This window comes from Dickeya oryzae, assembly GCF_009372235.1.
Classification (GTDB): Bacteria; Pseudomonadota; Gammaproteobacteria; order Enterobacterales; family Enterobacteriaceae; genus Dickeya; species Dickeya oryzae.
In genome coordinates, this window is sequence record NZ_SULL01000013.1 from 1 (window position 1) to 25,270 (window position 25,270).

Annotated in this window: 22 protein-coding genes, 1 pseudogene and 1 other annotated feature; of the genes and pseudogenes, 15 read left to right on the forward strand and 8 right to left on the reverse strand. The window is 51.5% G+C overall.

Annotated elements, in window-relative coordinates; all coding sequences use genetic code 11:
• Together FAZ14_RS20320 and FAZ14_RS13695 are read right to left on the reverse strand one after the other, a co-directional pair.
• A pseudogene (locus FAZ14_RS20320) lies at window positions 1–137 on the reverse strand (fumarylacetoacetate hydrolase family protein); the annotation flags it as partial.
• Window positions 138–203: 66 nt separating this feature from the next.
• The gene (locus tag FAZ14_RS13695) at window positions 204–1,571 is read right to left on the reverse strand and encodes a 2-hydroxycarboxylate transporter family protein (protein WP_016943825.1); all 1,368 of its coding nucleotides are present in this window, start codon (window positions 1,569–1,571) and stop codon (window positions 204–206) included.
• A 428-nt stretch (window positions 1,572–1,999) separates the two neighbouring features.
• Between FAZ14_RS13695 and FAZ14_RS13700 the strand changes: the two genes are divergently transcribed.
• From FAZ14_RS13700 to FAZ14_RS13710, 3 genes are all read left to right on the forward strand, one after another.
• Window positions 2,000–3,601, forward strand: coding sequence for an ATP-binding protein (locus FAZ14_RS13700; RefSeq protein WP_016943826.1), 1,602 nt, complete (start codon window positions 2,000–2,002; stop codon window positions 3,599–3,601).
• Between the two features lie 18 nt (window positions 3,602–3,619).
• Window positions 3,620–4,345: a response regulator gene (locus tag FAZ14_RS13705; protein ID WP_016943827.1), complete on the forward strand. Its 726-nt coding sequence runs from the start codon at window positions 3,620–3,622 to the stop codon at window positions 4,343–4,345.
• Between the two features lie 411 nt (window positions 4,346–4,756).
• On the forward strand, window positions 4,757–6,718 hold the full coding sequence (locus FAZ14_RS13710; RefSeq protein WP_153508704.1) for a methyl-accepting chemotaxis protein: 1,962 nt from the start codon (window positions 4,757–4,759) through the stop codon (window positions 6,716–6,718).
• 135 nt (window positions 6,719–6,853) lie between these two features.
• On the opposite strand, the gene FAZ14_RS13715 is transcribed toward FAZ14_RS13710, so the two are convergent.
• Window positions 6,854–7,675 carry an SDR family oxidoreductase gene (locus tag FAZ14_RS13715; protein WP_016943829.1) on the reverse strand — a complete coding sequence of 274 codons (822 nt, stop codon included), beginning with the start codon at window positions 7,673–7,675 and terminating at the stop codon, window positions 6,854–6,856.
• A gap of 195 nt (window positions 7,676–7,870) precedes the next feature.
• Between FAZ14_RS13715 and hisL the strand changes: the two genes are divergently transcribed.
• The 10 genes from hisL to FAZ14_RS13765 all read left to right on the forward strand — a co-directional run bounded on the left by hisL (window position 7,871) and on the right by FAZ14_RS13765 (window position 16,004).
• Window positions 7,871–7,918 (forward strand): his operon leader peptide, encoded by a 48-nt coding sequence (gene hisL / locus FAZ14_RS13720; protein WP_107768459.1) that lies wholly within the window; start codon window positions 7,871–7,873, stop codon window positions 7,916–7,918.
• Window positions 7,894–8,014, forward strand: a sequence feature (His leader region). It overlaps the preceding gene by 25 nt.
• A gap of 63 nt (window positions 8,015–8,077) precedes the next feature.
• The gene (gene hisG, locus FAZ14_RS13725) at window positions 8,078–8,977 is read left to right on the forward strand and encodes an ATP phosphoribosyltransferase (RefSeq protein ID WP_016943830.1); all 900 of its coding nucleotides are present in this window, start codon (window positions 8,078–8,080) and stop codon (window positions 8,975–8,977) included.
• Between the two features lie 4 nt (window positions 8,978–8,981).
• Window positions 8,982–10,292, forward strand: coding sequence for a histidinol dehydrogenase (hisD, locus tag FAZ14_RS13730; RefSeq protein ID WP_153508705.1), 1,311 nt, complete (start codon window positions 8,982–8,984; stop codon window positions 10,290–10,292).
• Window positions 10,289–11,359, forward strand: coding sequence for a histidinol-phosphate transaminase (hisC, locus tag FAZ14_RS13735; RefSeq protein WP_038926415.1), 1,071 nt, complete (start codon window positions 10,289–10,291; stop codon window positions 11,357–11,359). Before hisD ends, hisC begins: the two co-directional genes overlap by 4 nt.
• 14 nt (window positions 11,360–11,373) lie before the next feature.
• Complete coding sequence (gene hisB / locus FAZ14_RS13740; protein ID WP_038926416.1) at window positions 11,374–12,441, forward strand: bifunctional histidinol-phosphatase/imidazoleglycerol-phosphate dehydratase HisB; 1,068 nt, start codon at window positions 11,374–11,376, stop codon at window positions 12,439–12,441.
• Window positions 12,441–13,031, forward strand: coding sequence for an imidazole glycerol phosphate synthase subunit HisH (gene hisH / locus FAZ14_RS13745; RefSeq protein ID WP_153508706.1), 591 nt, complete (start codon window positions 12,441–12,443; stop codon window positions 13,029–13,031). The genes hisB and hisH overlap by 1 nt, the downstream gene beginning before the upstream one ends.
• 6 nt (window positions 13,032–13,037) lie before the next feature.
• Window positions 13,038–13,775 carry a 1-(5-phosphoribosyl)-5-[(5-phosphoribosylamino)methylideneamino]imidazole-4-carboxamide isomerase gene (gene hisA, locus FAZ14_RS13750; protein WP_153508707.1) on the forward strand — a complete coding sequence of 246 codons (738 nt, stop codon included), beginning with the start codon at window positions 13,038–13,040 and terminating at the stop codon, window positions 13,773–13,775.
• On the forward strand, window positions 13,757–14,533 hold the full coding sequence (gene hisF / locus FAZ14_RS13755; protein WP_016943836.1) for an imidazole glycerol phosphate synthase subunit HisF: 777 nt from the start codon (window positions 13,757–13,759) through the stop codon (window positions 14,531–14,533). The genes hisA and hisF overlap by 19 nt, the downstream gene beginning before the upstream one ends.
• Window positions 14,527–15,141, forward strand: coding sequence for a bifunctional phosphoribosyl-AMP cyclohydrolase/phosphoribosyl-ATP diphosphatase HisIE (gene hisIE, locus FAZ14_RS13760; protein ID WP_016943837.1), 615 nt, complete (start codon window positions 14,527–14,529; stop codon window positions 15,139–15,141). Before hisF ends, hisIE begins: the two co-directional genes overlap by 7 nt.
• Window positions 15,142–15,353: 212 nt before the next feature.
• On the forward strand, window positions 15,354–16,004 hold the full coding sequence (locus FAZ14_RS13765; protein WP_153508708.1) for a hypothetical protein: 651 nt from the start codon (window positions 15,354–15,356) through the stop codon (window positions 16,002–16,004).
• 189 nt (window positions 16,005–16,193) lie between these two features.
• On the opposite strand, the gene ihfB is transcribed toward FAZ14_RS13765, so the two are convergent.
• The 5 genes from ihfB to serC form a co-directional block, all read right to left on the reverse strand.
• The gene (gene ihfB, locus FAZ14_RS13770; protein WP_012884945.1) at window positions 16,194–16,478 is read right to left on the reverse strand and encodes an integration host factor subunit beta; all 285 of its coding nucleotides are present in this window, start codon (window positions 16,476–16,478) and stop codon (window positions 16,194–16,196) included.
• Between the two features lie 89 nt (window positions 16,479–16,567).
• Complete coding sequence (gene rpsA / locus FAZ14_RS13775; protein WP_029456660.1) at window positions 16,568–18,241, reverse strand: 30S ribosomal protein S1; 1,674 nt, start codon at window positions 18,239–18,241, stop codon at window positions 16,568–16,570.
• A 104-nt stretch (window positions 18,242–18,345) separates the two neighbouring features.
• Entirely contained in the window at window positions 18,346–19,032 is a 687-nt protein-coding gene (gene cmk / locus FAZ14_RS13780; protein WP_153508709.1) for a (d)CMP kinase, read from the reverse strand.
• Window positions 19,033–19,244: 212 nt separating this feature from the next.
• The gene (gene aroA / locus FAZ14_RS13785) at window positions 19,245–20,534 is read right to left on the reverse strand and encodes a 3-phosphoshikimate 1-carboxyvinyltransferase (RefSeq protein ID WP_029456661.1); all 1,290 of its coding nucleotides are present in this window, start codon (window positions 20,532–20,534) and stop codon (window positions 19,245–19,247) included.
• 110 nt (window positions 20,535–20,644) lie between these two features.
• A complete protein-coding gene (serC, locus tag FAZ14_RS13790) occupies window positions 20,645–21,730 on the reverse strand; it encodes a 3-phosphoserine/phosphohydroxythreonine transaminase (RefSeq protein ID WP_016943843.1) in 1,086 nt (361 codons plus the stop codon).
• A gap of 264 nt (window positions 21,731–21,994) precedes the next feature.
• Between serC and ycaO the strand changes: the two genes are divergently transcribed.
• Together ycaO and focA are read left to right on the forward strand one after the other, a co-directional pair.
• Entirely contained in the window at window positions 21,995–23,758 is a 1,764-nt protein-coding gene (ycaO, locus tag FAZ14_RS13795; protein ID WP_019846570.1) for a 30S ribosomal protein S12 methylthiotransferase accessory factor YcaO, read from the forward strand.
• Between the two features lie 635 nt (window positions 23,759–24,393).
• Window positions 24,394–25,251 carry a formate transporter FocA gene (gene focA / locus FAZ14_RS13800; RefSeq protein ID WP_012884951.1) on the forward strand — a complete coding sequence of 286 codons (858 nt, stop codon included), beginning with the start codon at window positions 24,394–24,396 and terminating at the stop codon, window positions 25,249–25,251.
• The last annotated feature ends 19 nt before the right edge of the window (window positions 25,252–25,270 follow it).

The window sequence follows — 25,270 nt, forward strand, 5'->3', positions numbered from 1 at the left end:
TGCAGCGCCTGCCCGGCCAGCAGGGCTTTCAGGTCGGCGTAGCGGTCACCGAGACGGCTGCCCAAATCGATAAGCCCTGCCGGTGTGTGGATCCCGTAACTGTTTTTGCCCTGATGGCGATAACTTGCAAGTTTCATAATCTTTCCCGTTTAAATAAGGCCGCGAGCTATCGCGGCGTTATTTGTTTTTTTGTCATACAACCGTCACACCAGGAACTTGCCGAGTACCAGCAAGGCCACGGAGACGTTGATTGCACCGCCGATACGGGTAGCAATCTGAGCGAACGGCATCAGCACCATACGGTTACCAGCGGTGAGAATCGCCACGTCGCCGGTACCGCCCTGCCCGCTCTGGCAGCAGGAGATGATGGCAACGTCAATCGGGTGCATACCGATTTTCTTGCCAACAAAGAAACCAGTGGTAACCAGTGCCACAACCGTGGACACAATCACCAGCAGGTTGGTTATTGTGAAAGCGTGCACCAGCTCTTCCCATGGGGTGATCGCCACGCCAACAGCAAACAGAATCGGATAGGTCACAGAAGTCTGGAAGAATTTGTAAACAACCTGAGAACCTTCGAGCAGACGCGGAGACGCACCATTAATCAGCTTCACGATTACGGCGGCAAACAACATGCCTACCGGAGCCGGCAGACCAATCAGCTTATGCCCCAACATACCGATCATGTAGAGCAGGATGGCCAGCAACGCACCAGCAGCCAGGTTGGCCGGGTCCATTTTTCCACTCAGTGTACTCGTCAAAGAGACCGGCGCTTTTTCACCCTCGATACCTTTATTCGGCATCAGTTCACCTTCACCGGTCAGGTGCGGGTAACGTTTGCCCAGTTGGTTCAGCACACCAGCCAGGATGATGGCAGTCAGGCTACCCAGCATAACGATTGGCAGAATACGACCCAACGCGACGCCTTGCTCCATGTGTAGCAAGGTGGCATAACCGATAGACAGAGGAATCGCCCCTTCACCCACACCACCAGCCATAATCGGCAGTACCAGGAAGAAGAAGATCTGGAACGGATCCAAGCCCAACATCATGCCCACGCCCATACCAACCACCATGCCTACAATTTCACCACACAACATGGGGAAGAAAATGCGCAGGAAGCCCTGAATCAGCGTCTGGCGGTTCATACTCATAATGCTGCCGACAATGATGCAGCAGATATAGAGGTACAGAATGTTGGTGGATTTGTAGAACTTAGTGGTGGCATCCACAACCACATGCGGCAACAAGCCGTAGTAAACCAGTGCAGACGGAATAAACGTGGCACAAATCGCCGCTGCCCCCATCTTGCCGATGAGCGGCAAGCGTTTACCGAACTCACCACAGGCGAAACCGAAAAACGCCAACGTGGCAACCATCACCACGATGTCACTGGGCAACTTGCCTTCCAAACAATCCAACGCAATTAATAGCCCAGCCAGGATAAACAGTGGCACCGGAATAACACCAATTTTATAGTTATCCAGTATGTGCCACCATTTTTCTTTTAATGAAACCTTCCCAGAGGCTTCATCTTTTACAACGATATAAGAATCATCAGTGGTACTCATAACCTTCTCCCCTTGTTATTTTCCCGTGCATCTTAAGAGGTCAACACACGTTATTATGTGATAACCATCAAATTAAAAAATGAGTTTTAATGGTACTTATGGTTTTTATGGTTTTAATTATTTTTTCATTAAAAAATCAATGAATTATATTTTTAGATTACGGGGAGTTTTGGCGTGGTTTTTATGGTTTGTATGGTTCAAATGGCCCTTATTTCGATAAAGAAATAATATGTTGTGAAAAAGTAATTAAAATGTCCAGTCTCAGTGACAAGCAATTTACGTATTATTTAAAACAACTGAAACAAAAATACCATTTTCACAATCTGCGCGAAACGCTTCACAAGACTATTTTTTAGTCCCTTTCTTTTACGCCTTTCATGATAAATTAGCCATCTTCGTTTGCGCGTTTTCTCGGTGATTAGCACATTATGACAGTCAGGCTCTCGTTCCATCTCAAGCTGTTCATCTACCTGATGATCTTTTTTTCTCTGTTGTTGATCACCGCAGGGCTTTACTACTATCGGGCCGTCGATCGCCAACTCTATGACGAGTTAGGCAGCCGGGCGCAGATTCAGGCACGAGAAATCGCGATTATTCCTTCGCTCATCGAGGCGGTGAAATATAAAGATACCGCCACCATCGACAATCTGGTCGATCAAATCAAAGCACGCAGCGACGCCAGCTTTATCGTTATCGGCGATCGTAACGCAACCCACTTATATCATTCTGAAGAACCGTCACTGCTCGGCACAGAAATGATAGGCGGCGACAATAAAGAAGTGCTGGAAGGACAAAGCTCTATCACGCTGCGACGCGGTGCGATTGGTATTTCACTGCGTAGCAAAGCGCCGATCATGGATGGAGATCAAGTTATCGGCATCGTGTCGGTCGGGTATTTGAAAAAGCGCATCGATAACCTGACATTCAGCAAAGTAGCGCATATCGGGCTGCCTATCGTCGCGATGCTGGTTGCGTTGTTTTTCTTTTCCTGGTGGTTCTCCCGCAACCTGAAAAAGCAGATGTTCGGGCTGGAGCCGCTGGAGATCCGGCTGTTGGTCAGGCAACAAAAGGCATTGCTGGAGTCTATTTATGAAGGTGTGATCGCCATCGACAAGCAACGCAATATTGCGGTGATCAACCATGCCGCCAAAGATTTGCTGGACCTGACGATGCCTTCGTATCAATTACGCGGCAAACCGATCGATGACATCATTACCCCTGTGCCATTTTTCTCTAATGAAGATATTTGGATAACCGATACCCATGATGAGATTTGCCGCTTCAATCAGACCACGGTTATCGCCAGCCGCGTGCGCATTATGCTGGAAGATGAACTGCAAGGCTGGGTAATCAGTTTTCGTGACAAAAACGACATTCACACCCTAAGCATGCAACTCAGTCAGGTCAAACGTTATGCCAACAGCCTGCGTATTCTGCGCCATGAACAATTGAATTGGACGGCTACGCTGGCCGGATTGTTGCATTTGCGCCGTTATGATGAAGCCGTGCGGTACATTGAAGCCCAGTCTGAAGGAGCGCAGGTGGTGCTGGATTTTATCTCCAGTCGTTTCTGTTCGCCGGCACTTTGCGGGCTGTTACTGGGTAAATTCGCCAGCGCACGCGAGAAAGGTATTGAATTGCGTTTTGACCCTCGTTGCCAGCTTAACAGTATCCCTGCATCACTCAATGAAACAGAGCTGATGTCAATTATTGGGAATTTAATTGATAATGCGGTGGAAGCGACACTGGCCTGTACCTCGAGTTACTATCCTGTCGAAGTGTATATCTACGACGGTGAACAGGAATTAGTCATTGAAGTGGCTGATCAAGGGACAGGGATTGACCCCACAATTGCAGATCGGGTATTTGAGATGGGTGTCACCAGTAAAAAAGAAGGCGATCACGGTCTGGGTCTGCATTTGGTTGCCAGCTATGTTAGTCAGGCACAAGGTGTGATCGAAGTTTCTGACAATTCGCCTCACGGCGCTATTTTTTCTATCTTCATTCCAAAAATAATCAATAACCAATAACCGGGGAAAACAAGTACCATGCCGATTGCGAGCACCATGCCACCTGAACGAACGATTGAAAATTTCGATGTACTGATCGTTGAAGACGAGAGAAAGCTGGCAAATATCCACGCGGAATTTATCGAAAAGAATTTCGCGCTGCGAGTGGTAGGTACGGCGTCAACCCTGAACGAAGCCCGGCGTATGCTGCAGCAATACAAACCCCGGCTGATGTTGCTGGATAATTATCTGCCAGACGGTGAAGGCGTCCAGCTTATTGAAAGTGAACTGATGCGCAGCAGCAACTGCTCAGTGATTTTTATTACCGCCGCCAGCGATATGAACACCTGCGCACAGGCTATCCGCTGCGGCGCTTTTGATTACATTATCAAACCGGTGTCCTACCCACGACTACGCTCGTCGCTTGAGCGATTCATCCAGTTTGTCAAAACGCAGCATACTTACAAAGTCGTCGATCAGCAGAATGTGGACGTCCTCTATCAGTTACAGGCATCGACCGTACCTAATGGGCCTGGCAGCAAAGGCATTGAAGAGAACACCCTCAATCTGGTCAAACAGATCTTTCAGGATCAGCCGGAAACTTTGTTCTCCGTCGATGAGGTCGTAGAAAAAACTGGTCTCAGCAAAACGACAGCCCGACGCTATCTGGAATATGGGCTGGAAAACCAGTTTCTGGATGTAGAAATGCGTTATGGCAAGATTGGGCACCCGCGGCGTCTCTATCGTAAAAAGCACCTCGATTGAGGCTTGTGATTTTCTTATGCCATACCCGCGCCTGAACACGCCTTTCGCGGGTATGGCATTACTGTTGTCGCCGTTGGCCAATATGCCTTGAAAATGAAGATCATGCTCAGGGCCGACAGGCGCTCCCCTCCAATGTTATTACGCACTGGCGTGCTGTATCCTCCCCGCCAATCACTCGGTATTAAATCCGTTTGATTTAGTCAACTGCCTGGCTTTTTTTGGGCAATTCACCGGATGAATAGCCTGATGTCACAAAAACGTTCACACGGTACAAGTACAACTAAACATCTGTACTACAACTGCCGATAACACACTACCCGGTGCTGCAAATCGCAGACTCTGATAAACCACTAACCTTCACCGCACCCAATCAATAACAATACTCAGGTAATTCTTTTAAGGAGCATGGCAATGGGGTTCAGTAGCGCAATAAAAAATACAAAAATCTCTCACAAACTCTACCTGGGATTCGGCGTAGTGTTATTGCTGGTAGCGATTGCTTCAACGCTCAGCGCCATGCGTTTTCGTGACATTCGGGATATCTACGAAAAAACTAACCTGATTTACAACATCAACATTGAAGTTTTTCAGGCCAAAATTAACCGCCTCAAATATTTCTATACACCGGATGACAGCACACAGACCGTGTTAACAGGCTTCGTTAAACATGCGGCCGAACTGACCCAAAGCGCCCACACGCTGTCGTGGCGCACCGACGAACTGGCTTATATCAATGATCTGGATAAGATCATGGTAGATTTCCAAAAGTCAGTCGCCGATATGTCGACCTCCACACAACAGGTTGTCGCACTGAGAAAACAAATTGGTGCGATGAATACACAAAATGCGGTTAAAAGTTTCCGTGACGGCCTGCGAAACCAGCAACTGGATAACGCGTTATACCAGCGTGTTGAGGAACTGGCATACGCCACCGAATCACTGAAAAACCTCTCTTACGAATTGCAGCTTGCTGGTACCGATGATGCGGCTAAAGCCTTTGCCAGCCGCTATGCAGAAGTACAAAAAACGTATCAAGACTTGCAGCCAACATTAACCGGCGACACACAGAAACTGGCTGAATCACTCTGGAAATACACCTCGCAATACGCCACGCTGAATCAAGACTATGCCCGCGCCTGGGGGGATTTGAAAAAAGCGGAAAATGCGGTGAAAACCGGTGGGGATAAAAGCAGCGCGGTGATCAAATCCCTGATTACTGTCGTGAAAAACCAGAATGATGCGTTGGCGTATGGTTCGGCCAGCGCGACATTACTGATTGGCGTAATAGCCGTCATCATCGGAATTTTGATCGCCGTTTATATCACTCGCCAAATTACCCGCCCGGTTCTGCATAACCTGACACTGGCAGAACGTATCGCCAGTGGTGACCTGACAGCCACCATCGAGGTGGACCGTCACGACGAACTGGGCAAGTTAACCGCTGCGATGGCAGCCATGAATGATCGTCTGCGCCACATGATTTCCGATGTGCGCGACAGTGTGGCACATGTGACCCATTCAGCCGCGGATATCGCCGCTGGCAACAGTGATCTTGCCTCCCGAACTGAGCAGCAATCTGCTGCGGTGGTGCAAACCGCCGCCAGCATGGAAGAATTGACATCAACGGTGAAGAACAATACGGAAAACGCCCGCCATGCCAGCCAGATTGCGTCGGATGCCTCCCAAAATGCGCATAAAGGCGGCGAAGTGGTGCAAAACGTAGTGAAAACGATGGATGATATCGCTGCCAGTTCACGCAAAATTGCCGATATTACCGCCGTCATCAACAGCATTGCGTTCCAGACCAATATTCTGGCATTAAACGCAGCGGTGGAAGCCGCCCGTGCTGGTGAACAAGGCCGTGGCTTTGCCGTCGTGGCTGGCGAGGTGCGTAGCCTTTCTCAGCGCAGCTCTCAGGCAGCAAAAGATATCGCCGCCCTGATTACCGAGTCCGTAGAGCGCACAAACGCGGGCAGTACGCTGGTCGCCGAAGCAGGACAAACCATGGATAGCATCGTTAAATCGGTATCTCGTGTTAACGATATTATGGGTGAAATCTCTTCCGCGTCGGAGGAGCAAAGCCGGGGGATTGAACAAATCTCCCGCGCCATTACTGAGCTGGATAGCACGACGCAGCAAAACGCCGCACTGGTTTCGCAGTCGTCTTCCGCGGCCAATGCGCTGGAAGAGCAAGCCATGTTGCTGGAAAAACTGATGGCCACCTTCCGGTTATCCAACGCCGCAGCACCGTCATCACGCCCTGCACCTGCGCTGAATAATCCACGCCGTCCGTTACAGGCGCTACCCGCTACTGCTAAAGCCTCAGCAAAACCTGCCGCTAAAAATCATCAGGATGACTGGACTTCTTTTTAAGCGCCCCACGTGCGGGCGCTATTTACGCTAATGAACACAAACGGCCCGCCGCTGGCGGGTCGCTTGTTTACGATAGGCGCTTATACCGTTTGGCAACCGCTAACCATTGCCATGGAAACGGCAACCCAACTTAAATCAAAACACCATCGTCATCGGGTCTGGATATTGATATTCAAACCCCAGTTCACTGCAAATTCGTTGTCCGTCGACCAGTCTCGCTTTCAGCGGATCGCCTGATAAAAATTTCGGTGGCTCCAGCCCCATGCGACGCGCCTGTTCCGGGTAGAAGTCCTGCTTCGCGGGATGTCCCGGTGCACACAGGTTATAGAGATGCCCACCATGCGGGCGCTGCAACAGCAGCATGATTGCCCCAATGACATCGTCCAGATGGACCAGATTGACTCCGTGACTGCCATCCGGCAGATCATGCCGACCGGCAAGAAACCGCCCAGGATGGCGATTATTCCCCACCAATCCAGCCAGTCGTAAAATGTCCACCTCGGTGTGTGGCAACGCATGCAGCCATTGCTCCAGTTCCTGTAGCACCTTACCGGTTCCGGTTTCTGGCTGTAATGGACCGCTTTCTCTCACCCTACCGCTAACTGCGCCGTAAACAGAAATAGAGCTGGTATACATAATGCGTGGTACGCCATGAGCCAGAGCGCTATCGACTACCTGCTGCACCGCCTGTAAATACGCGCCGCCCGCACGTTCAACCCGGCCCGGCGGCAAGGTAATGATCAGTGCGTCCACATTCAACAGTGCGTCCAGCTCGTCCGGCTCACACACCAGATCGGGCGTCAGGCACAGGCGATAACACTCCACACCGGACAGACGCGCCGCTGTTACACCATCATCGGTGCTTTTGCTCCCGACCACCCGATATCCCCGGCTCTGTAGCGCCAGCGCCAACGGCATACCCAGCCAGCCAAGCCCGATTATCGCTATCTTTTTCATCGTCGTTCTCCTGACTTCCCGGCGTTGTTCTTCGGATGAATACTCTGCGTTTTTCATTATGTACCCTTATTGCCCATCTGGCGGCAATGTGATTTATACGCTGCAGGTAAAAAAATGTTGCGCTATCACATCAACATGGTTTAGGTTAACCAACAGACAACACCACTCTACGTTTACAAAAATAGAGACGAATTTATGTTACGCGTTAATTTCAACCACCATCATCACCATCACCCTGACTAGTCTTTCAGGCGATAGGTGCTGGAAGACATTCAGATCTTCCAGTGGCGGTGAACGCGTAAAAAGCCCCCGGAAGATCGATTCCGGGGGCTTTTTTTTGGCCGGAATTTTTTAAAAAAGCCTGCTTAACAGGCATCACAGACAGGATAAATTGAGGTTCACATGCTGGATAAAACACGTTTGCGTATTGCGATGCAGAAATCAGGCCGCCTGAGCGATGACTCCCGAGAATTACTGGCTCGCTGCGGTATCAAAATCAACCTGCATCAGCAACGCCTGATCGCCTTTGCCGAAAACATGCCTATCGATATTTTGCGTGTACGCGACGACGACATTCCCGGTCTGGTGATGGATGGCGTGGTTGACCTGGGGATTATCGGCGAAAACGTGCTGGAAGAAGAGTTGCTCAATCGCCGTGCTCAAGGGGAAGACCCGCGCTATTTCACCCTGCGCCGTCTGGATTTCGGTGGTTGCCGCCTGTCACTGGCGATGCCGCTTGATGAGGAATACACCGGTCCACAATGTCTGCAGAACAAGCGTATCGCCACCTCTTATCCGCACTTGCTCAAGAAATACCTGGATAAACAAGGTGTTAACTTCAAATCCTGTCTGCTGAATGGTTCGGTAGAAGTCGCGCCGCGCGCAGGTCTGGCTGACGCTATCTGTGACCTGGTGTCCACGGGTGCAACGCTCGAAGCCAACGGTCTGCGTGAAGTGGAAGTGATTTATCGCTCCAAGGCCTGTCTGATTCAGCGCGATGGGGAGATGCCTGCAGAGAAACAGCAGTTGATCGACAAACTGTTAACCCGCATGCAAGGCGTTATTCAGGCACGTGAATCCAAATACATCATGCTGCACGCGCCCAGCGAACGTCTGGATGAAGTGATCGCACTGCTGCCGGGTGCCGAGCGCCCCACCATTCTGCCACTGGCAGGTGACCAGAACCGTGTCGCCATGCACATGGTCAGCAGCGAAACGCTGTTCTGGGAAACCATGGAAAAACTGAAAGTGCTGGGTGCCAGCTCTATTCTGGTATTGCCGATTGAGAAGATGATGGAGTAATGCCATGAACAACCGCTTCGATACCTTGATTGACTGGCAAGCCTGTACGCAAGAGGAACAACGCCGGTTACTGACTCGCCCGGCAATCTCTGCCTCTGACCGTATCAGCACGATTGTGGGCGAGATTCTGGCTGCCGTGCGTAAAGATGGCGACACGGCACTGCGCGACTGCAGTGCCCGTTTCGACAAAGTTCAGGTCGACAGCCTGCGCGTATCCGCCGAGGCGATTGATGCTGCCGTTGCACGCCTGGGCGATGATATCAAACAGGCGATGGCAACCGCCGTGCGCAACATTGAAACCTTTCACAACGCACAAAAACTTCCGCCAATCAACGTAGAAACCCAACCCGGCGTACGTTGCCAACAAGTAACCCGGCCTATTGCCAGCGTCGGGTTGTATATTCCGGGTGGGTCTGCCCCGCTGCTCTCCACGGTGCTGATGCTGGCAACCCCAGCTCGCATCGCCGGGTGCCAGCGTGTGATTCTGTGCTCTCCGCCACCAATTGCCGATGAGATTTTGTATGCGGTAAAACTGTGCGGCGTGCAGGAAGTGTTCCAGCTCGGTGGTGCACAAGCGATCGCCGCAATGGCGTTCGGCACCGATAGTGTACCGAAGGTCGATAAAATTTTTGGCCCAGGCAACGCGTATGTCACCGAAGCCAAACGCCAGGTTAGCCAGTTGCTCGATGGCGCGGCCATTGATATGCCGGCAGGTCCGTCTGAAGTGTTGGTGATTGCCGATAGCGGTGCCACGCCGGATTTCGTTGCCTCCGACTTGCTGTCGCAAGCCGAGCATGGCCCCGATTCGCAAGTGATTCTATTGACGCCTGATGCCGCTATGGCACAAGCGGTGATCGATGCAGTAGAACGCCAGTTAGCAACGCTCTCCCGTGCTGATATTGCCCGTCAGGCGCTGGCCAGCAGCCGGGTGATTATCGCACGCGATCTGGAGCAGTGCATCGACATCAGCAATCAGTACGGCCCGGAACACCTGATTATTCAAACGCGTAACGCCGAAACGCTGGTCGATCGCATCACCAGCGCCGGGTCGGTGTTTTTAGGTGACTGGTCACCAGAGTCCGCCGGTGATTATGCCTCCGGTACCAATCATGTATTGCCGACCTACGGTTACACCGCCACTTACTCCAGTCTGGGGCTGGCGGACTTTCAAAAGCGAATGACGGTACAACAGCTGTCGCCGCAAGGTTTACTGGGACTGGCCTCAACCATTGAGATCATGGCGCAGGCCGAGCAACTGACCGCCCACAAGAATGCCGTTACCCTGCGCGTCAACGCCCTCAAGGAGCAAGCATGAGTATTGAGAATCTGGCTCGCGATAACGTCCGCCGCCTGACCCCATATCAGTCCGCTCGCCGCCTGGGGGGAAAAGGCGACGTGTGGCTCAATGCCAATGAATATCCACAAGCGCCGAACTATCAACTGACCTTGCAGACGCTCAACCGTTATCCGGAATGTCAGCCGGCACAAGTCATTGAACGTTATGCGGCATACGCCGGTGTTGCACCGGAGCAAGTGCTGGTTAGCCGTGGGGCTGATGAGGCTATTGAGCTGTTAATCCGTGCGTTCTGCGAACCGGGCAAAGACGCGGTATTGTTCTGTCCGCCGACCTACGGCATGTACGCTGTCAGCGCAGAAACGCTGGGGGTGGAACGTCGTATCGTGCCAACAACCACCGACTGGCAACTGGATTTAGCCGCTATTGAAGGCGCATTGGATAACGTCAAGGTGATTTACGTCTGTTCGCCTAACAATCCGACCGGCAATCTTGTCAACCCGGACGATTTACGTCAGTTGCTGGAACTGGCGCGTGGCCGTGCTATCGTCGCTATCGACGAAGCCTATATCGAATTTTGCCCGCAAGCGACAACAGCTGGCTGGCTGGCCCACTATCCTCATCAGGTGGTGTTGCGTACCCTGTCCAAGGCTTTCGCGTTGGCTGGTCTGCGCTGCGGTTTTACTCTCGCCAGTGCCGAGGTTATCCAACTCCTGTTGAAAGTGATCGCCCCCTACCCGCTGGCGTTACCGGTTGCGGATATCGCCGCACAGGCGCTGAGTGAAGACGGCATCGCAACCATGCGACGCAACGTGGCCGAACTCAGTGAGAATCGCCGCTGGCTAAGCGATTCGTTGAAAACGCTGCCAAACGTGGAAACGGTATACGCCAGTGAAAGCAACTATCTGCTGGTGCGTTTCACCGATTCACCCGCCGTCTTCAAATCCTTATGGGATCAGGGCATTATTTTACGTGACCAGAACAAACAGCCGGGTCTGGCGGGTTGTCTGCGTATTTCTATCGGCACCCGCTACGAATGCGAGCGCGTAATCAGCGCGTTGCAGGCATTGTCGGGCAAAACAGCATAATTTGAGGAAGCACCGTGGGATTAAAGTATCTTTTCATCGACCGTGACGGCACGCTGATTGCCGAGCCGCCCGAGGATTATCAGGTTGATCGGCTGGATAAGCTGGCTTTAGAACCGGATGTTATTCCGTCACTGCTCACCTTGCAAAAAGCCGGTTTCAAATTGGTGATGATCACCAATCAGGATGGCCTGGGTACCAGCAGCTTCCCGCAGGAAGATTTCGATCCGCCGCACAACCTGATGATGCAAATTTTCACCTCACAAGGTATTCGCTTCGAGCGGGTGTTGATTTGCCCACATTTCCCTGGCGACAACTGTGACTGCCGGAAACCGAAAACCGCGCTGGTTGATGCGTTTTTGAAAGACAACGTAATGGATAGCGCCAACAGCTTTGTGATTGGCGACCGTGAAACCGATGTTCAACTGGCGCACAACATGGGCATCACTGGCCTGCGCTATCAACGCGATGGCCTCAACTGGCAGGCGATCACCGCCCAGTTAACCAAACGTGACCGTCACGCCCACGTGAACCGGGTCACCCGTGAAACCGCTATTGATGTCAACGTGTGGCTGGATCGCGAAGGCGGCAGCAAGATCCATACCGGTGTCGGCTTCTTCGACCACATGCTGGATCAAATTGCCACCCACGGCGGTTTTCGCCTGAATATTGATGTAAAAGGCGACCTGTATATCGACGATCACCATACCGTGGAAGATACCGGGTTGGCATTAGGCGAAGCACTGAACAAGGCGCTGGGTGACAAGCGCGGTATTGGTCGTTTCGGGTTTGTGTTACCGATGGATGAATGCCTGGCACGCTGTGCGCTTGATATCTCTGGCCGTCCGCATCTGGAGTACAAAGCAGAGTTTAACTACCAACGCGTCGGCGACCTGAGTACCGAAATGGTCGAACACTTCTTCCGCTCGCTCTCTTACGCGATGGGCTGCACTCTGCATCTGAAAACCAAAGGTCGTAACGATCACCACCGCGTCGAAAGCCTGTTCAAAGTCTTTGGCCGTGCGCTACGCCAGGCTATTCGGGTGGAGGGTGATACCCTGCCCAGCTCCAAAGGAGTGCTGTGATGAACGTGGTGATCCTGGATACCGGCTGCGCCAACCTGTCATCCGTGATGTATGCGGTTAAGCGCCTGGGGTATGAGCCGCAGGTCAGCCGTGAGCCGGAAGTGGTATTACGGGCCGATAAGTTGTTTCTGCCAGGGGTGGGTACCGCGCAAGCGGCAATGGACCAACTGGCTGAACGCCAATTGATTACCCTGATTAAAGCCTGTACCCAACCCGTATTAGGCATCTGCCTTGGCATGCAGTTACTGGGCAGCCGCAGTGACGAAACCGGCGGCATCGATACGCTAGGCATTATCGATACCCCCGTGGTGCAGATGGCAGATCGTGGTCTGCCTTTGCCACATATGGGCTGGAATCAGGTGACATCGCAAGCTGGCCACCGCCTGTTCCGCGATATTCCAGATGGCTCGTACTTTTATTTTGTACACAGTTACGCGATGCCGATTTGCGCCAATACTATTGCCCAATCGCATTATGGCGATGCCTTCACCGCAGCAGTACAGAAGGATAACTTCTACGGTGTTCAGTTCCACCCGGAACGCTCTGGTGCGGCGGGTGCCCAGCTACTGAAGAATTTTCTGGAGATGTAAACGGACATGATTATTCCCGCATTAGACCTGATTGATGGACAGGTGGTCCGTTTGCATCAGGGTGATTATGGTCAGCAGCGTCAATACGGCAGCGACCCGCTACCACGTCTGCAAGACTATCAACAGCAAGGGGCGCAGGTATTACATCTGGTGGATTTGACCGGGGCCAAAGACCCGGCAGCGCGCCAGATCCCACTGCTGAAAACACTGCTGGCCGGGGTTTCTGTACCGGTACAAGTCGGTGGCGGCATTCGTACCGAACACGATGTAGAAGCACTGTTGGCAGCGGGAGCCACGCGTGTGGTTATCGGCTCAACGGCGGTAAAACAGCCTGAACTAGTGCAGCAATGGTTCGCCCGCTACGGTGCTGACGCACTGGTACTGGCGCTGGATGTCCGTATTGACGCCACGGGAGTGAAAAACATCGCCATCAGCGGCTGGCAGGAAAACTCCGGCATCACGCTGGAGCAAACGGTGGAACGTTACCTGCCCTTCGGTCTGAAACACGTGCTCTGTACCGATATCTCCCGCGATGGCACATTGCAAGGCTCTAACGTCGAGCTGTATCGAGAAATCAGTGCTCGCTATCCACAGGTCGCTTTTCAGGCATCTGGCGGTATCGGTTCACTGTCAGATATTGCTGCGCTGCGTGACAGTGGCGTGCGTGGTGTTATCGTCGGCCGCGCCTTGCTAGAAGGTAAATTCAACGTGACGGAGGCGATTTCATGCTGGCAAAACGGATAATCCCCTGTCTGGACGTGCGTGACGGCCAGGTCGTAAAAGGCGTACAGTTTCGCAATCATGAGATTATTGGTGATATCGTGCCCCTGGCTCAACGCTACGCACAAGAAGGCGCAGATGAACTGGTATTTTATGATATCACCGCATCATCCGACGGCCGGGTGGTGGATAAAAGCTGGGTTTCTCGCGTAGCGGAAGTGATCGATATTCCGTTCTGCGTCGCGGGTGGCATCAAAAGTGTCGAAGATGCCGGGCAAATACTGTCTTTTGGTGCGGATAAAATCTCTATCAACTCACCAGCACTGGCTGACCCAACGCTAATTTCACGTCTGGCTGATCGTTATGGCGTACAATGCATCGTTGTCGGCATCGATACCTGGCATGATGCCGAAACCGGCCGCTATCATGTCAACCAATATACCGGCGATGAAACGCGCACCCGCGTCACGCAATGGGAAACCCTTGACTGGGTACAGGAAGTGCAAAAACGCGGTGCCGGTGAGATCGTGCTGAATATGATGAATCAGGATGGCGTGCGCAACGGCTATGACCTGACGCAACTGCGGCAGGTGCGCGATGTCTGCCAGGTACCGTTAATCGCCTCCGGCGGTGCTGGCACCATGCAGCATTTCCTTGATGCATTTCAGGATGCCGGGGTGGACGGTGCATTGGCAGCATCGGTATTCCATAAACAAATTATCAATATTGGCGAACTCAAACAGTTCCTTAAGCAACAAGGCGTGGAGATCCGGGTGTGTTAACCGAACAACAACAAAGCCAGCTCGACTGGCAAAAAACCGATGGCATGATGCCTGCCATCGTACAGCATGCCGTTTCGGGCGAAGTACTGATGCTGGGTTACATGACGCAGGATGCGTTGCAGGTTACGCAAGAGACCGGTCACGTCACCTTCTACTCCCGCACCAAGCAGCGTTTGTGGACCAAAGGGGAATCCTCCGGCCACTTTCTCAACGTGGTGTCGATCACACCGGACTGCGACAACGACACGCTGTTAGTGCTGGTCAATCCAGTCGGCCCGACGTGCCATCTCGGCAATACCAGTTGCTTCCACCCGGCTGAAACTCAGTGGCAATTCTTGTACCAGTTGGAGCAGTTGTTGGCAGAGCGTAAGCACGCTGATCCAACCAGCTCCTATACCGCCAGACTGTACGCCAGCGGCACTAAGCGCATCGCCCAGAAGGTTGGCGAGGAAGGTCTGGAAACCGCACTCGCCGCGACGGTGCACGACCGCGAAGAACTGACCAACGAAGCCTCTGATCTGATCTATCACCTGCTGGTGCTGTTACAGGATCAGGAACTGGATTTAGGAACCATTATCCAGCGCTTGAAAGAGCGTCATACTAAATAATCTTCCCAGCCCGTTTTAGCGTTATTAAAACGGGCTTCTCCTCGATCCTCTGGCATGCCGCGTCTGACAGCATCTACCCGCATTTCAGCCAAGTACCCTCAAGCTCACTTTATTTACCCTACCCTTAATGTGCACTTCACACCACAAGGCGATGACGACAAGCCCTGTGCTGTGAGGGTTCTGTTTATCTTACTGACTCATAAGGGCAAACGATGAAATTTACCAATAGCTGCGTTAGACCGTTAAGTATTCTGGCGACAACAGTAGTGCTTTTCTCTCAGCCGTCGCAGGCCACGTCATCTGACGTGGAAAACGTACTTAAACGCAATGGATTAGACAATACACACATTATGACGCTTTACCGTAATGGTGAGTTAAGCGTAAAAGAAGATACACAGCTTCACACACTGACACTGGTCAATAAGGCGCTAGTCGAGACGCCACAGAGTACAACCCGTAATGCTAAATACTGGTATCACGCCATGCCATTGGCGGAATATCGTACCTTTGAAGCCAACGGATTAACCGCGTTGCCTTGCACACAGCAATATACGGATTGCAAGCTGACGCTGGAGTACTCTTATACCCAAAAATCGTTATCCAAAGAAAAAGCCGGTATTCTGATTCAATTCAGTACACCGAAAGAAGGATGGCTCTATGAAGACTTTGTCACACGCCATCATTGCCCTGTCAAACAAGAAGGCGGCGGCAGCTTTATTTTAGGTGAAAAAGGTAAAGCTGCGGTTGCCAGCGGAGAATGCGACAAGGAATACCGTGGTATGGGACTGGGGAATGTGTTCAACAATTACCTGAAGCAAAAGAGCGTAACCCCGATTATCGCTTATGTATTACTACCGAAATAAGGTATATCGAGCTTATTTCCTGAGAGAAAAGCACCGTCCCGTATTCCATCCATAGTAGTAAGAAAGAACCTTGGTATTCCTCTTCAGGCTACATGCGCAAATAACAGCAACAGGCTGTTTCATTAGGTAAAAAAAATAGCACCCGATTAATTGGGTGCTATCTATCAAACAGGCGTTATGACTGACTAATCAGCCATAAATGTTAGCGCGATCGCGCAATTCCTTACCCGGTTTGAAATGGGGAACATATTTGCCTTCCAGTTCCACTTTCTCACCCGTTTTCGGATTACGCCCCACACGCGGTGCACGGTAGTGGAGTGAAAAACTGCCAAACCCACGGATTTCGATGCGATCACCGCTGGCCAGTGTTGTGGCCATCTGTTCCAGCATCTCCTTCACGGCATCCTCAACCACCTTGGCCGGGATATGAGATTGCTGTCCAGCAAGTCTTTCTATAAGTTCAGACTTGGTCATGATTCCTCCAAGCATGTGGTCAGTAAATACCACGTTAACTTACTACCGTTTGAGGTCAGGCAGCAAGTACGCTGCCCAACCCACCGTCATTACTCGCCTTTTGCAGCTTTGAACGCTTCAGCCATGGCGTTAGAGAAGTTACCTTCTTCCTGTTTGTTGTTAACAGAAGCGATGGCATCTTTCTCGTCAGCTTCATCCTTAGCACGGATGGACAGGCTAACAACGCGGTTTTTACGATCAACGCCAGTGTATTTGGCTTCGACCTCATCACCGACGTTCAGAACCAGGGTAGCGTCTTCGATACGGTCACGAGAGGCTTCAGAAGCACGCAGGTAACCTTCAACGCCGTCAGCTAATTCAACTGTAGCACCTTTGGCATCAACTGCAGTGACTTTACCTGTAACAATTGCACCTTTCTTGTTAACAGACAGGTAGTTGTTGAACGGGTCTTCAGCCAGTTGTTTCACGCCCAGGGAGATACGCTCACGCTCTGCATCAACCTGCAGAACAACAGCGGCGATTTCGTCACCTTTCTTGTATTCGCGAACGGCTTCTTCGCCAGCCACGTTCCAGGAAATGTCAGACAGGTGCACCAGACCATCGATGCCGCCATCCAGACCGATGAAGATACCGAAATCAGTGATGGACTTGATCTTGCCTTCTACGCGGTCACCCTTGTTGTGGGTTTCAGCGAACTGCTGCCACGGGTTGGCTTTGCACTGTTTCAGGCCCAGAGAGATACGACGGCGTTCTTCGTCGATATCCAGAACCATAACTTCCACTACGTCGCCCACGTTAACCACTTTGGACGGATGGATGTTCTTGTTGGTCCAATCCATTTCGGATACGTGTACCAGACCTTCAACGCCTTCTTCGATTTCTACGAAGCAGCCGTAATCAGTCAGGTTAGTTACACGACCAGTCAGCTTGGTGCCTTCCGGATAACGTTTAGCGATAGCTACCCACGGATCTTCGCCCAGCTGTTTCAGGCCCAGAGAAACACGGGTACGTTCGCGGTCGAACTTCAGCACTTTAACAGTGATTTCGTCGCCAACATTGACGATTTCGCTCGGGTGCTTAACGCGTTTCCACGCCATATCGGTGATGTGCAGCAGGCCGTCAACGCCGCCCAGATCAACGAATGCGCCGTAGTCAGTGAGGTTCTTAACGATACCTTTGACTTCCATGCCTTCCTGCAGGTTTTCCAGCAGCTGATCACGCTCAGCACTGTTTTCAGATTCGATAACAGCACGACGGGAGACGACGACGTTATTGCGTTTCTGGTCCAGCTTGATCACTTTGAACTCAAGCTCTTTGCCTTCCAGATGCAGGGTGTCACGTACCGGACGAACATCAACCAGAGAACCTGGCAGGAACGCACGAATACCGTTCAGCTCGACGGTGAAACCACCTTTTACTTTACCGTTGATAACACCGGTAACAGTGGCAGATTCTTCGTAAGCTTTTTCCAGCATCAGCCATGCTTCGTGACGTTTAGCTTTTTCACGGGACAGCAGGGTTTCACCGAAGCCGTCTTCTACCGCATCCAGAGCTACGTCAACTTCATCACCAACCTGGATTTCAATTTCACCCTGGGCGTTTTTAAACTGTTCTACCGGAATGGCAGATTCAGATTTCAGGCCGGCATCAACCAGGACTACGTCCTTGTCAATAGCAACCACAACGCCACGAACGATGGAACCCGGGCGGGTTTCGATTTCTTTCAGGGATTCTTCAAAGAGTTGAGCAAAAGATTCAGTCATGTTGATAATCTTTGGGTTTTCAAATTTAACGTCCACCTGACATCCTGCCCGATGGGGTTGTTTCACATCCCCGAGGCATCCTTGCGGCGGGGTAAGAAATATAATCAGGCCAATTGCGGCAATACCTGACGAACATACGCCAGAGCCTGCTTGACCACTTCGTCCAACGTCATGTGCGTGGAATCGAGAACCAGTGCATCCGGTGCTGGCACCAGTGGTGCAACCGAACGGTTACGATCGCGATCATCACGCTCTTTAATCTCGGACAAAAGACGTTCAAAGTTAACATTAAAGCCTTTCGCCTGCAACTGGAGCATGCGACGTTTCGCGCGTTCCTCTGCACTGGCATCCAGAAATATCTTCACCGGAGCATCAGGAAAAACCACCGTTCCCATGTCGCGGCCATCGGCAATCAGCCCTGGCGCATCACGAAACGCACGCTGGCGGCGCAATAACGCTTCACGTACCCGTGGGAACACCGCCGCCTGCGACGCAGTATTGCCAACCTCCTGAGTGCGAATTTCATTACTGACATCTTCGCCTTCAAGAATCACTTTGAGTTGCTCATCTTCCGGCACAAACTGCACATCCAGGTGTGATGCTATCGGCACTAACGCCTCTTCAGACATGATATCAACCTGATGGTGCAACGCCGCCAACGCCAGCACACGATAAATCGCACCGGAATCCAGCAGATTCCATTGCAGTGCATTAGCCAGCGCTTTACACAAGGTCCCTTTGCCTGCGCCACCGGGCCCGTCGACCGTAATTACCGGTGCAGTCACCGCCATTTCTCACTCCTTTAAAACCGGGAAATCGCCTGTCATTGCAGACAACATTCATACAGATAATACATGTCGCCATTATACCTTGCTGTGGCAGCAAGCGTGAGATTAAAGGCTTATTACTGCAGAAAATCGTGCAAATACTGTGATACCCAGAGTATAACGCTAAATAATAACGCACAGAGCTGATCAGTCCAGCCACTCCGTGCGTTAACGCGTTAGCCGTGCTGGCTCAGACGTTCCAGTTGCTGGAAATAATCCGGGAACGTTTTGGCAGTACATTTAGGGTCAAGGATAGTGACAGGCGTATCTGATAACGCCACCAGAGAGAAACACATCGCCATACGGTGGTCATTATAGGTCCCGATTTCTGCGGCTTTTAGCTGCTTCGGCGGCGTAATACAAATGTAATCATGACCTTCTTCCACTTCAGCACCGACTTTACGCAGTTCTGTCGCCATCGCAGCCAGACGATCGGTTTCTTTCACGCGCCAGTTGTAGATATTACGCAGCGTCGTCGTTCCCCCCTCAGCGAACAACGCGGCGGTGGCAATGGTCATCGCCGCATCAGGAATATGGTTCATGTCCATATCAATCGCATGCAACTCACCACGCTGACATTCGATATAGTCATCTCCCCAACGAACCTGCGCGCCCATTTTCTCCAGCACATCAGCAAAACGGATATCCCCTTGCACGCTGTTGCGACCAACGCCAGTCACACGCACCGTTCCACCCCGAATAGCGGCAGCGGCCAGGAAATAGGAAGCCGACGAGGCATCACCTTCCACCAGATAATGCCCTGGTGACTGATAATGCTGATTACCGGCAACCACAAAAGTCTGGTAATTATTATTAGTAACCGTGATGCCAAAGGTTTGCATCATATGCAGGGTAATGTCGATATAAGGCTTGGAAACCAGATCACCCTTGATAGTGATCTGCGTATCCTGTGCTGCCAGCGGTGCAGTCATCAGCAGAGCGGTCAGAAACTGGCTTGATACGGAACCATCTACGCTAATTTCGCCGCCCTGAAAGCCCCCCCGCAAACGCAATGGCGGGTAGTTTTCCTGCTCCAGATAATCGATACGCGCGCCCCCCTGGCGTAACGCATCCACCAAATGGCCGATCGGTCGCTCTTTCATGCGCGGCTCACCAGTCAGCACGATATCGCCCTCTGTCAGGCATAGCGCTGCCGCCAGTGGACGCATCGCTGTTCCGGCATTTCCCAAAAACAACTCCAGTGGTGCAGACGCAGTGAACGCACCGCCCAGTCCCACAATGTCACACTCCGTACGACTGGCAGACAACTGATATTCAACGCCCAGAGCACTCAGGGCGTTGAGCATATGGCGCACATCATCGCTATCCAGCAGATTAGTCAGCCGCGTTGTCCCTTTCGCCAACGCCGCTAACAGCAAAGCGCGGTTAGACACACTTTTAGAACCCGGCAAATTAATGGTGCCGTCAATTAATGAGATCGGTTGTAGGGTCAGGGATTCCTGCATGTGAAACATGTTCTCCAAAAGTTTACATAAAAACCCCGGCCAGATAACCGGGGTTTTAAATAAAAAAACAGCACGCTATCGCGCTCTATTTATCACGTTTTATCACGTTATCAGCCGTGACGGCGCTCGAAGTCTGCCATGAACTCCGTCAGTGCTTTTACACCACTCAGCGGCATAGCATTATAGATAGATGCACGCATCCCGCCCACAACACGATGGCCCTTCAGCGCATGCAACCCGGCAGCCTGAGCTTCCTGCAGGAATACCGGATCCAACGCAGCATCAGCCAACTGGAATGGCACGTTCATACGCGAACGGCTGCCCGGGACAACGTCATTACGATAAAAATCGCTGCCATCAATGGCGGAATACAGCAGATCGGCCTTCGCCTGATTGCGTTTTTCCATCTCCAAAAGGCCACCCTGCTCTTTCAGCCACTTGAACACCATGCCAGACAGATACCAGGCAAATGTCGGCGGCGTGTTAAACATGGAGTCGTTATCCGCCAGAATTTTGTAATCCAGAATTGACGGCAATTCACGGCGAGCCTTGCCGAGCAGGTCATCCCGCACAATCACCAGCGTCAGGCCAGCTGGCCCTACGTTTTTCTGTGCACCAGCATAAATAACGCCGTAACGGCTCACATCCAGCGGACGCGACAAAATACTGGAAGAGTAGTCCGCCACCACAATTTTATCGCCGAAATCCGGCTCTTCTTCGATTGCCAGACCGTCGATGGTTTCATTCGGGCAGTAATGTACATAAGCGGCGTCATCTGACAGCACCCACTCACTCATCGGCTTCACACCACGCAGACCATCAACGCGGGTTTTCACATCAATAACGGTCGGTGTGAGATATTTCTCAGCTTCTTTAACCGCGCTGTGCGCCCAGTACCCGCCATCAATATAATCAGCGTGGGTTTTCTCCCCCAGCAGATTGAGCGGAACCGCCGCAAACTGGGCACGGGCACCACCATGACAGAACAATACCTTGTAATTCGAGGGGATTTTCAGCAAATCACGCAAATCCTGTTCAGATTCGCTGGCCACCTGCATGAATTCTTTGCTGCGGTGGCTGATTTCCATCACCGAGGTACCCAAACCGTGCCAGTTGCACAGTTCTTGTTCTGCTCGACGTAATACTTCTACCGGTAACATGGCCGGACCAGCACTAAAATTAAAAACCTGAGTCATTTCCCTTCACCACATATCAATAGCGACCTGTCTACGTCGCATCAGTTTACCTTGCTATCGGTTTTATCATTCGTCTTTCTTGCCTGCAACGCTTATTGCCCTGATGGCGGAAAACTTGCGGACTCCCCCGCCTGTTACGGTTTCTGTTACCCCACTGTTGCATCGTCATCGGGAAGCGCCGCGCAATACACAACATGCGGGATAGAGTCAGTACACAAAACCACGTATGATGCAGCCTCCTCATCACACATTCAGGTTCGAACCATGACCCAAACGTTTATCCCAGGCAAAGACGCCGCCCTGGAAGATTCCATCGCCCGTTTTCAACAACAACTCCTCGACCTGGGGTTTAACATCGAAGAAGCCTCCTGGCTGAACCCGGTGCCCAACGTCTGGTCGGTACATATCCGCGACCGCGACTGCGCACTGTGTTTCACCAATGGTAAAGGCGCGACCCGCAAAGCGGCGCTGGCTTCCGCATTGGGTGAGTACTTCGAACGTCTGTCCACCAACTACTTTTTTGCCGACTTCTATCTGGGACAACACATCGCCGAAGGTGACTTCGTGCATTACCCTGACGAGAAGTGGTTCCCGCTTCCTGAAGATGACAGCCTGCCGGAAGGCATTCTGGATGCTCGTTTGCATGCTTTCTACGACCCGGAGCAGCAACTGGTCGCCAGCGATCTTATCGATCTGCAATCTGGCAACCACGAGCGCGGCATCTGCGCCCTGCCGTTTACCCGCCAGTCTGACCAGCAGACGGTTTACATCCCGATGAACATCATCGGTAATTTGTACGTGTCGAACGGCATGTCGGCAGGCAATACCCGCAATGAAGCGCGTGTTCAGGGGCTGTCAGAAGTATTCGAGCGTTATGTGAAAAACCGGATTATCGCCGAGTCCATCAGCCTGCCGTCGATCCCGGCGGAGGTGTTGTCACGTTATCCCGGCGTGGTAGAAGCCATTGCCACACTGGAGCAAGAAGGCTTCCCAATATTTGCCTATGATGCTTCGCTCGGTGGTCAGTACCCGGTTATCTGTGTCGTGCTGTTCAACCCGGCTAATGGCACCTGTTTTGCTTCGTTCGGCGCGCATCCAGATTTTGGCGTAGCGCTTGAGAGAACGGTGACCGAATTGCTTCAGGGCCGTGGACTGAAAGATCTGGACGTGTTCACACCGCCGACATTCGATAATGAGGAAGTTGCCGAACACACCAATCTGGAAACCCATTTTATCGATTCCAGCGGTCTTATCTCCTGGGATTTGTTTAAAACCCAGTCAGATTATGACTTCGCCGATTGGAATTTCAGCGGCACTACCGAGCAAGAATTCGCGACACTGATGGCCATCTTCAATAAGGAAGATAAAGAAGTTTACATCGCGGATTATGAGCATCTCTCAGTGTATGCCTGCCGTATTCTGGTGCCGGGGATGTCGGATATCTATCCGGCAGAAGACCTGCTGTTGGCAAACAACAGTATGGGAGCGCATCTGCGCGAAACACTACTGTCCCTGCCGGACAGCCAGTGGGAAAAAGAAGACTATCTGGCATTGCTACAGCAACTGGATGATGAAGGCCTGGATGATTTTACCCGAGTGCGCGAATTGCTGGGGATAGCAACCGGTAAAGATAACGGCTGGTTCACATTGCGTATTGGCGAGCTGAAATCCATGCTGGCACTGGCAGGCGGCGATCTGGAGCAAGCACTGAGCTGGGCCGAATGGTCACTGGATTTCAACCAGTCAGTCTTCTCTGCAGCGCGCGGTAATTATTACCGTTGCCTGCAAACACTGCTGCAACTGGCGCTGGAGCCTGAACGCGACCCTGCTCAGTACTACGATGCCTTTGTCCGTATGTACGGCCAGGATGCCGTCGATGCCGCCAGCGCAGCGATTGCCGGTGAGCAATGCTTCTATGGCTTATTCACCGTTGATGCCGATTTGAAAGCACTGCCCGCTCATCAGTCCCTGCTGGCAGCCTATGAAAAATTGCAGCGTGCTAAGCGTGCACACTGGCAGGTGAAGTAAGCGTTATCTCAGCAGACCGGATGACGTTATCGTTATCCGGTTGCTGTTTGCGACACAGACCACTGCGTATCAGGCAGACGCTGCGTTTACACCCACAAGCTGACTTGCAAAACAACGCACTCACGTGTTGAACAACACCACGAGCTGGTATGCAAATCGAAGCCTATTGACCAGGCAAGTAAGCGCGCCGACACCGTTGCAACGTGAGCAATGACAGGGATATGACCTATTTTATACCGGTTCATCAGCCCTGCAGATCTTTCGTCGCCCAATATACCGATTTAACCACATATTTTTTATGGTTAATTTGAAGTACACCGAAATGACTTTTATAAATTCGTTATTGTTATCGAATGGTAAATGGCAAATTAAATAATATAAACTTGAAATATGATATCACTACAAAGACTTATTTTATTTAACGTCATACGGGCTAATTTCAACCCAATATTCAACTGTTTTGATAATTTTTAAAAAAAATTTTCTACATAAAAAACAATAGGATATGCATTAAATTACCCCAAAACCTCCTCCTGATCAGCCTAATAAATTCCAGCGGTATGATCCACGTCAAATTATGGCGAATAACCCTTTGTTAGTATCTCACCGTAGATAATTTTTAAGAGAGAGTTAGTGTGAAAGCTGACAACCCCTTCACCTTGTTATTACCACCAGCGATGGCGAAAGTCGCAGAAGATGCCGGTGTGTATAAAGCAACAAAACAACCGCTTACTACGTTTTTCCTGGCGATCACTGCTGGCGTATTTATTTCAATCGCATTCGTTTTTTATATCACCGCGACCACCGGTTCCTCGTCCATGCCGTATGGGATGGCTAAACTGGTTGGGGGTATCTGCTTCTCCCTGGGATTGATGCTGGTGGTTGTCTGCGGTGCTGATTTATTCACATCGACAGTGCTGATTGTTATCGCTAAAGCTAGCGGGCGTATTACCTGGAAACAGCTAGGATTAAACTGGCTCAATGTGTATGTCGGCAACCTGATTGGCGCGTTGTTTTTCGTTGCGTTGATGTGGTTTTCCGGTGAACACATGGTGGCAAATGGTGCCTGGGGCCTGAATGTACTGCAAACGGCTAATCACAAACTGGAACATACGTTCGTTGAAGCGTTATGTCTTGGGATACTGGCAAACCTGATGGTCTGTCTGGCTGTTTGGATGAGCTATTCTGGCCGTACACTGACTGACAAAATGCTGGCAATGATTCTGCCTGTCGCGATGTTCGTCGCCAGCGGCTTCGAGCACAGTATCGCCAACATGTTCATGATCCCGATGGGGATTGTGGTTAAGAACTTCGCTCCAGAAACTTTCTGGCACGCCATCAGCATGACGCCGGGCCAGTTTGAACACTTGACCATCAGCAACTTTATTGTCGATAACCTGATTCCTGTCACGATCGGCAACATTATTGGTGGTGGACTGCTGGTAGGCTTGACCTATTGGGTCATTTATTTGCGCGGTGGGGATCAGCACTAAGCTGCTGTCGGCCGCAACG

Coding starts and splice junctions, on each gene's coding strand:
- FAZ14_RS13695 (WP_016943825.1), bottom strand. CDS start 1,571: ATGAGTACCACTGATGATTCTTATATCGTTGTAAAAGATGAAGCCTCT.
- FAZ14_RS13700 (WP_016943826.1), top strand. CDS start 2,000: ATGACAGTCAGGCTCTCGTTCCATCTCAAGCTGTTCATCTACCTGATG.
- FAZ14_RS13705 (WP_016943827.1), top strand. CDS start 3,620: ATGCCGATTGCGAGCACCATGCCACCTGAACGAACGATTGAAAATTTC.
- FAZ14_RS13710 (WP_153508704.1), top strand. CDS start 4,757: ATGGGGTTCAGTAGCGCAATAAAAAATACAAAAATCTCTCACAAACTC.
- FAZ14_RS13715 (WP_016943829.1), bottom strand. CDS start 7,675: ATGAAAAAGATAGCGATAATCGGGCTTGGCTGGCTGGGTATGCCGTTG.
- hisG (WP_016943830.1), top strand. CDS start 8,078: ATGCTGGATAAAACACGTTTGCGTATTGCGATGCAGAAATCAGGCCGC.
- hisD (WP_153508705.1), top strand. CDS start 8,982: ATGAACAACCGCTTCGATACCTTGATTGACTGGCAAGCCTGTACGCAA.
- hisC (WP_038926415.1), top strand. CDS start 10,289: ATGAGTATTGAGAATCTGGCTCGCGATAACGTCCGCCGCCTGACCCCA.
- hisH (WP_153508706.1), top strand. CDS start 12,441: ATGAACGTGGTGATCCTGGATACCGGCTGCGCCAACCTGTCATCCGTG.
- hisA (WP_153508707.1), top strand. CDS start 13,038: ATGATTATTCCCGCATTAGACCTGATTGATGGACAGGTGGTCCGTTTG.
- hisF (WP_016943836.1), top strand. CDS start 13,757: ATGCTGGCAAAACGGATAATCCCCTGTCTGGACGTGCGTGACGGCCAG.
- FAZ14_RS13765 (WP_153508708.1), top strand. CDS start 15,354: ATGAAATTTACCAATAGCTGCGTTAGACCGTTAAGTATTCTGGCGACA.
- ihfB (WP_012884945.1), bottom strand. CDS start 16,478: ATGACCAAGTCTGAACTTATAGAAAGACTTGCTGGACAGCAATCTCAT.
- rpsA (WP_029456660.1), bottom strand. CDS start 18,241: ATGACTGAATCTTTTGCTCAACTCTTTGAAGAATCCCTGAAAGAAATC.
- cmk (WP_153508709.1), bottom strand. CDS start 19,032: ATGGCGGTGACTGCACCGGTAATTACGGTCGACGGGCCCGGTGGCGCA.
- aroA (WP_029456661.1), bottom strand. CDS start 20,534: ATGCAGGAATCCCTGACCCTACAACCGATCTCATTAATTGACGGCACC.
- serC (WP_016943843.1), bottom strand. CDS start 21,730: ATGACTCAGGTTTTTAATTTTAGTGCTGGTCCGGCCATGTTACCGGTA.
- ycaO (WP_019846570.1), top strand. CDS start 21,995: ATGACCCAAACGTTTATCCCAGGCAAAGACGCCGCCCTGGAAGATTCC.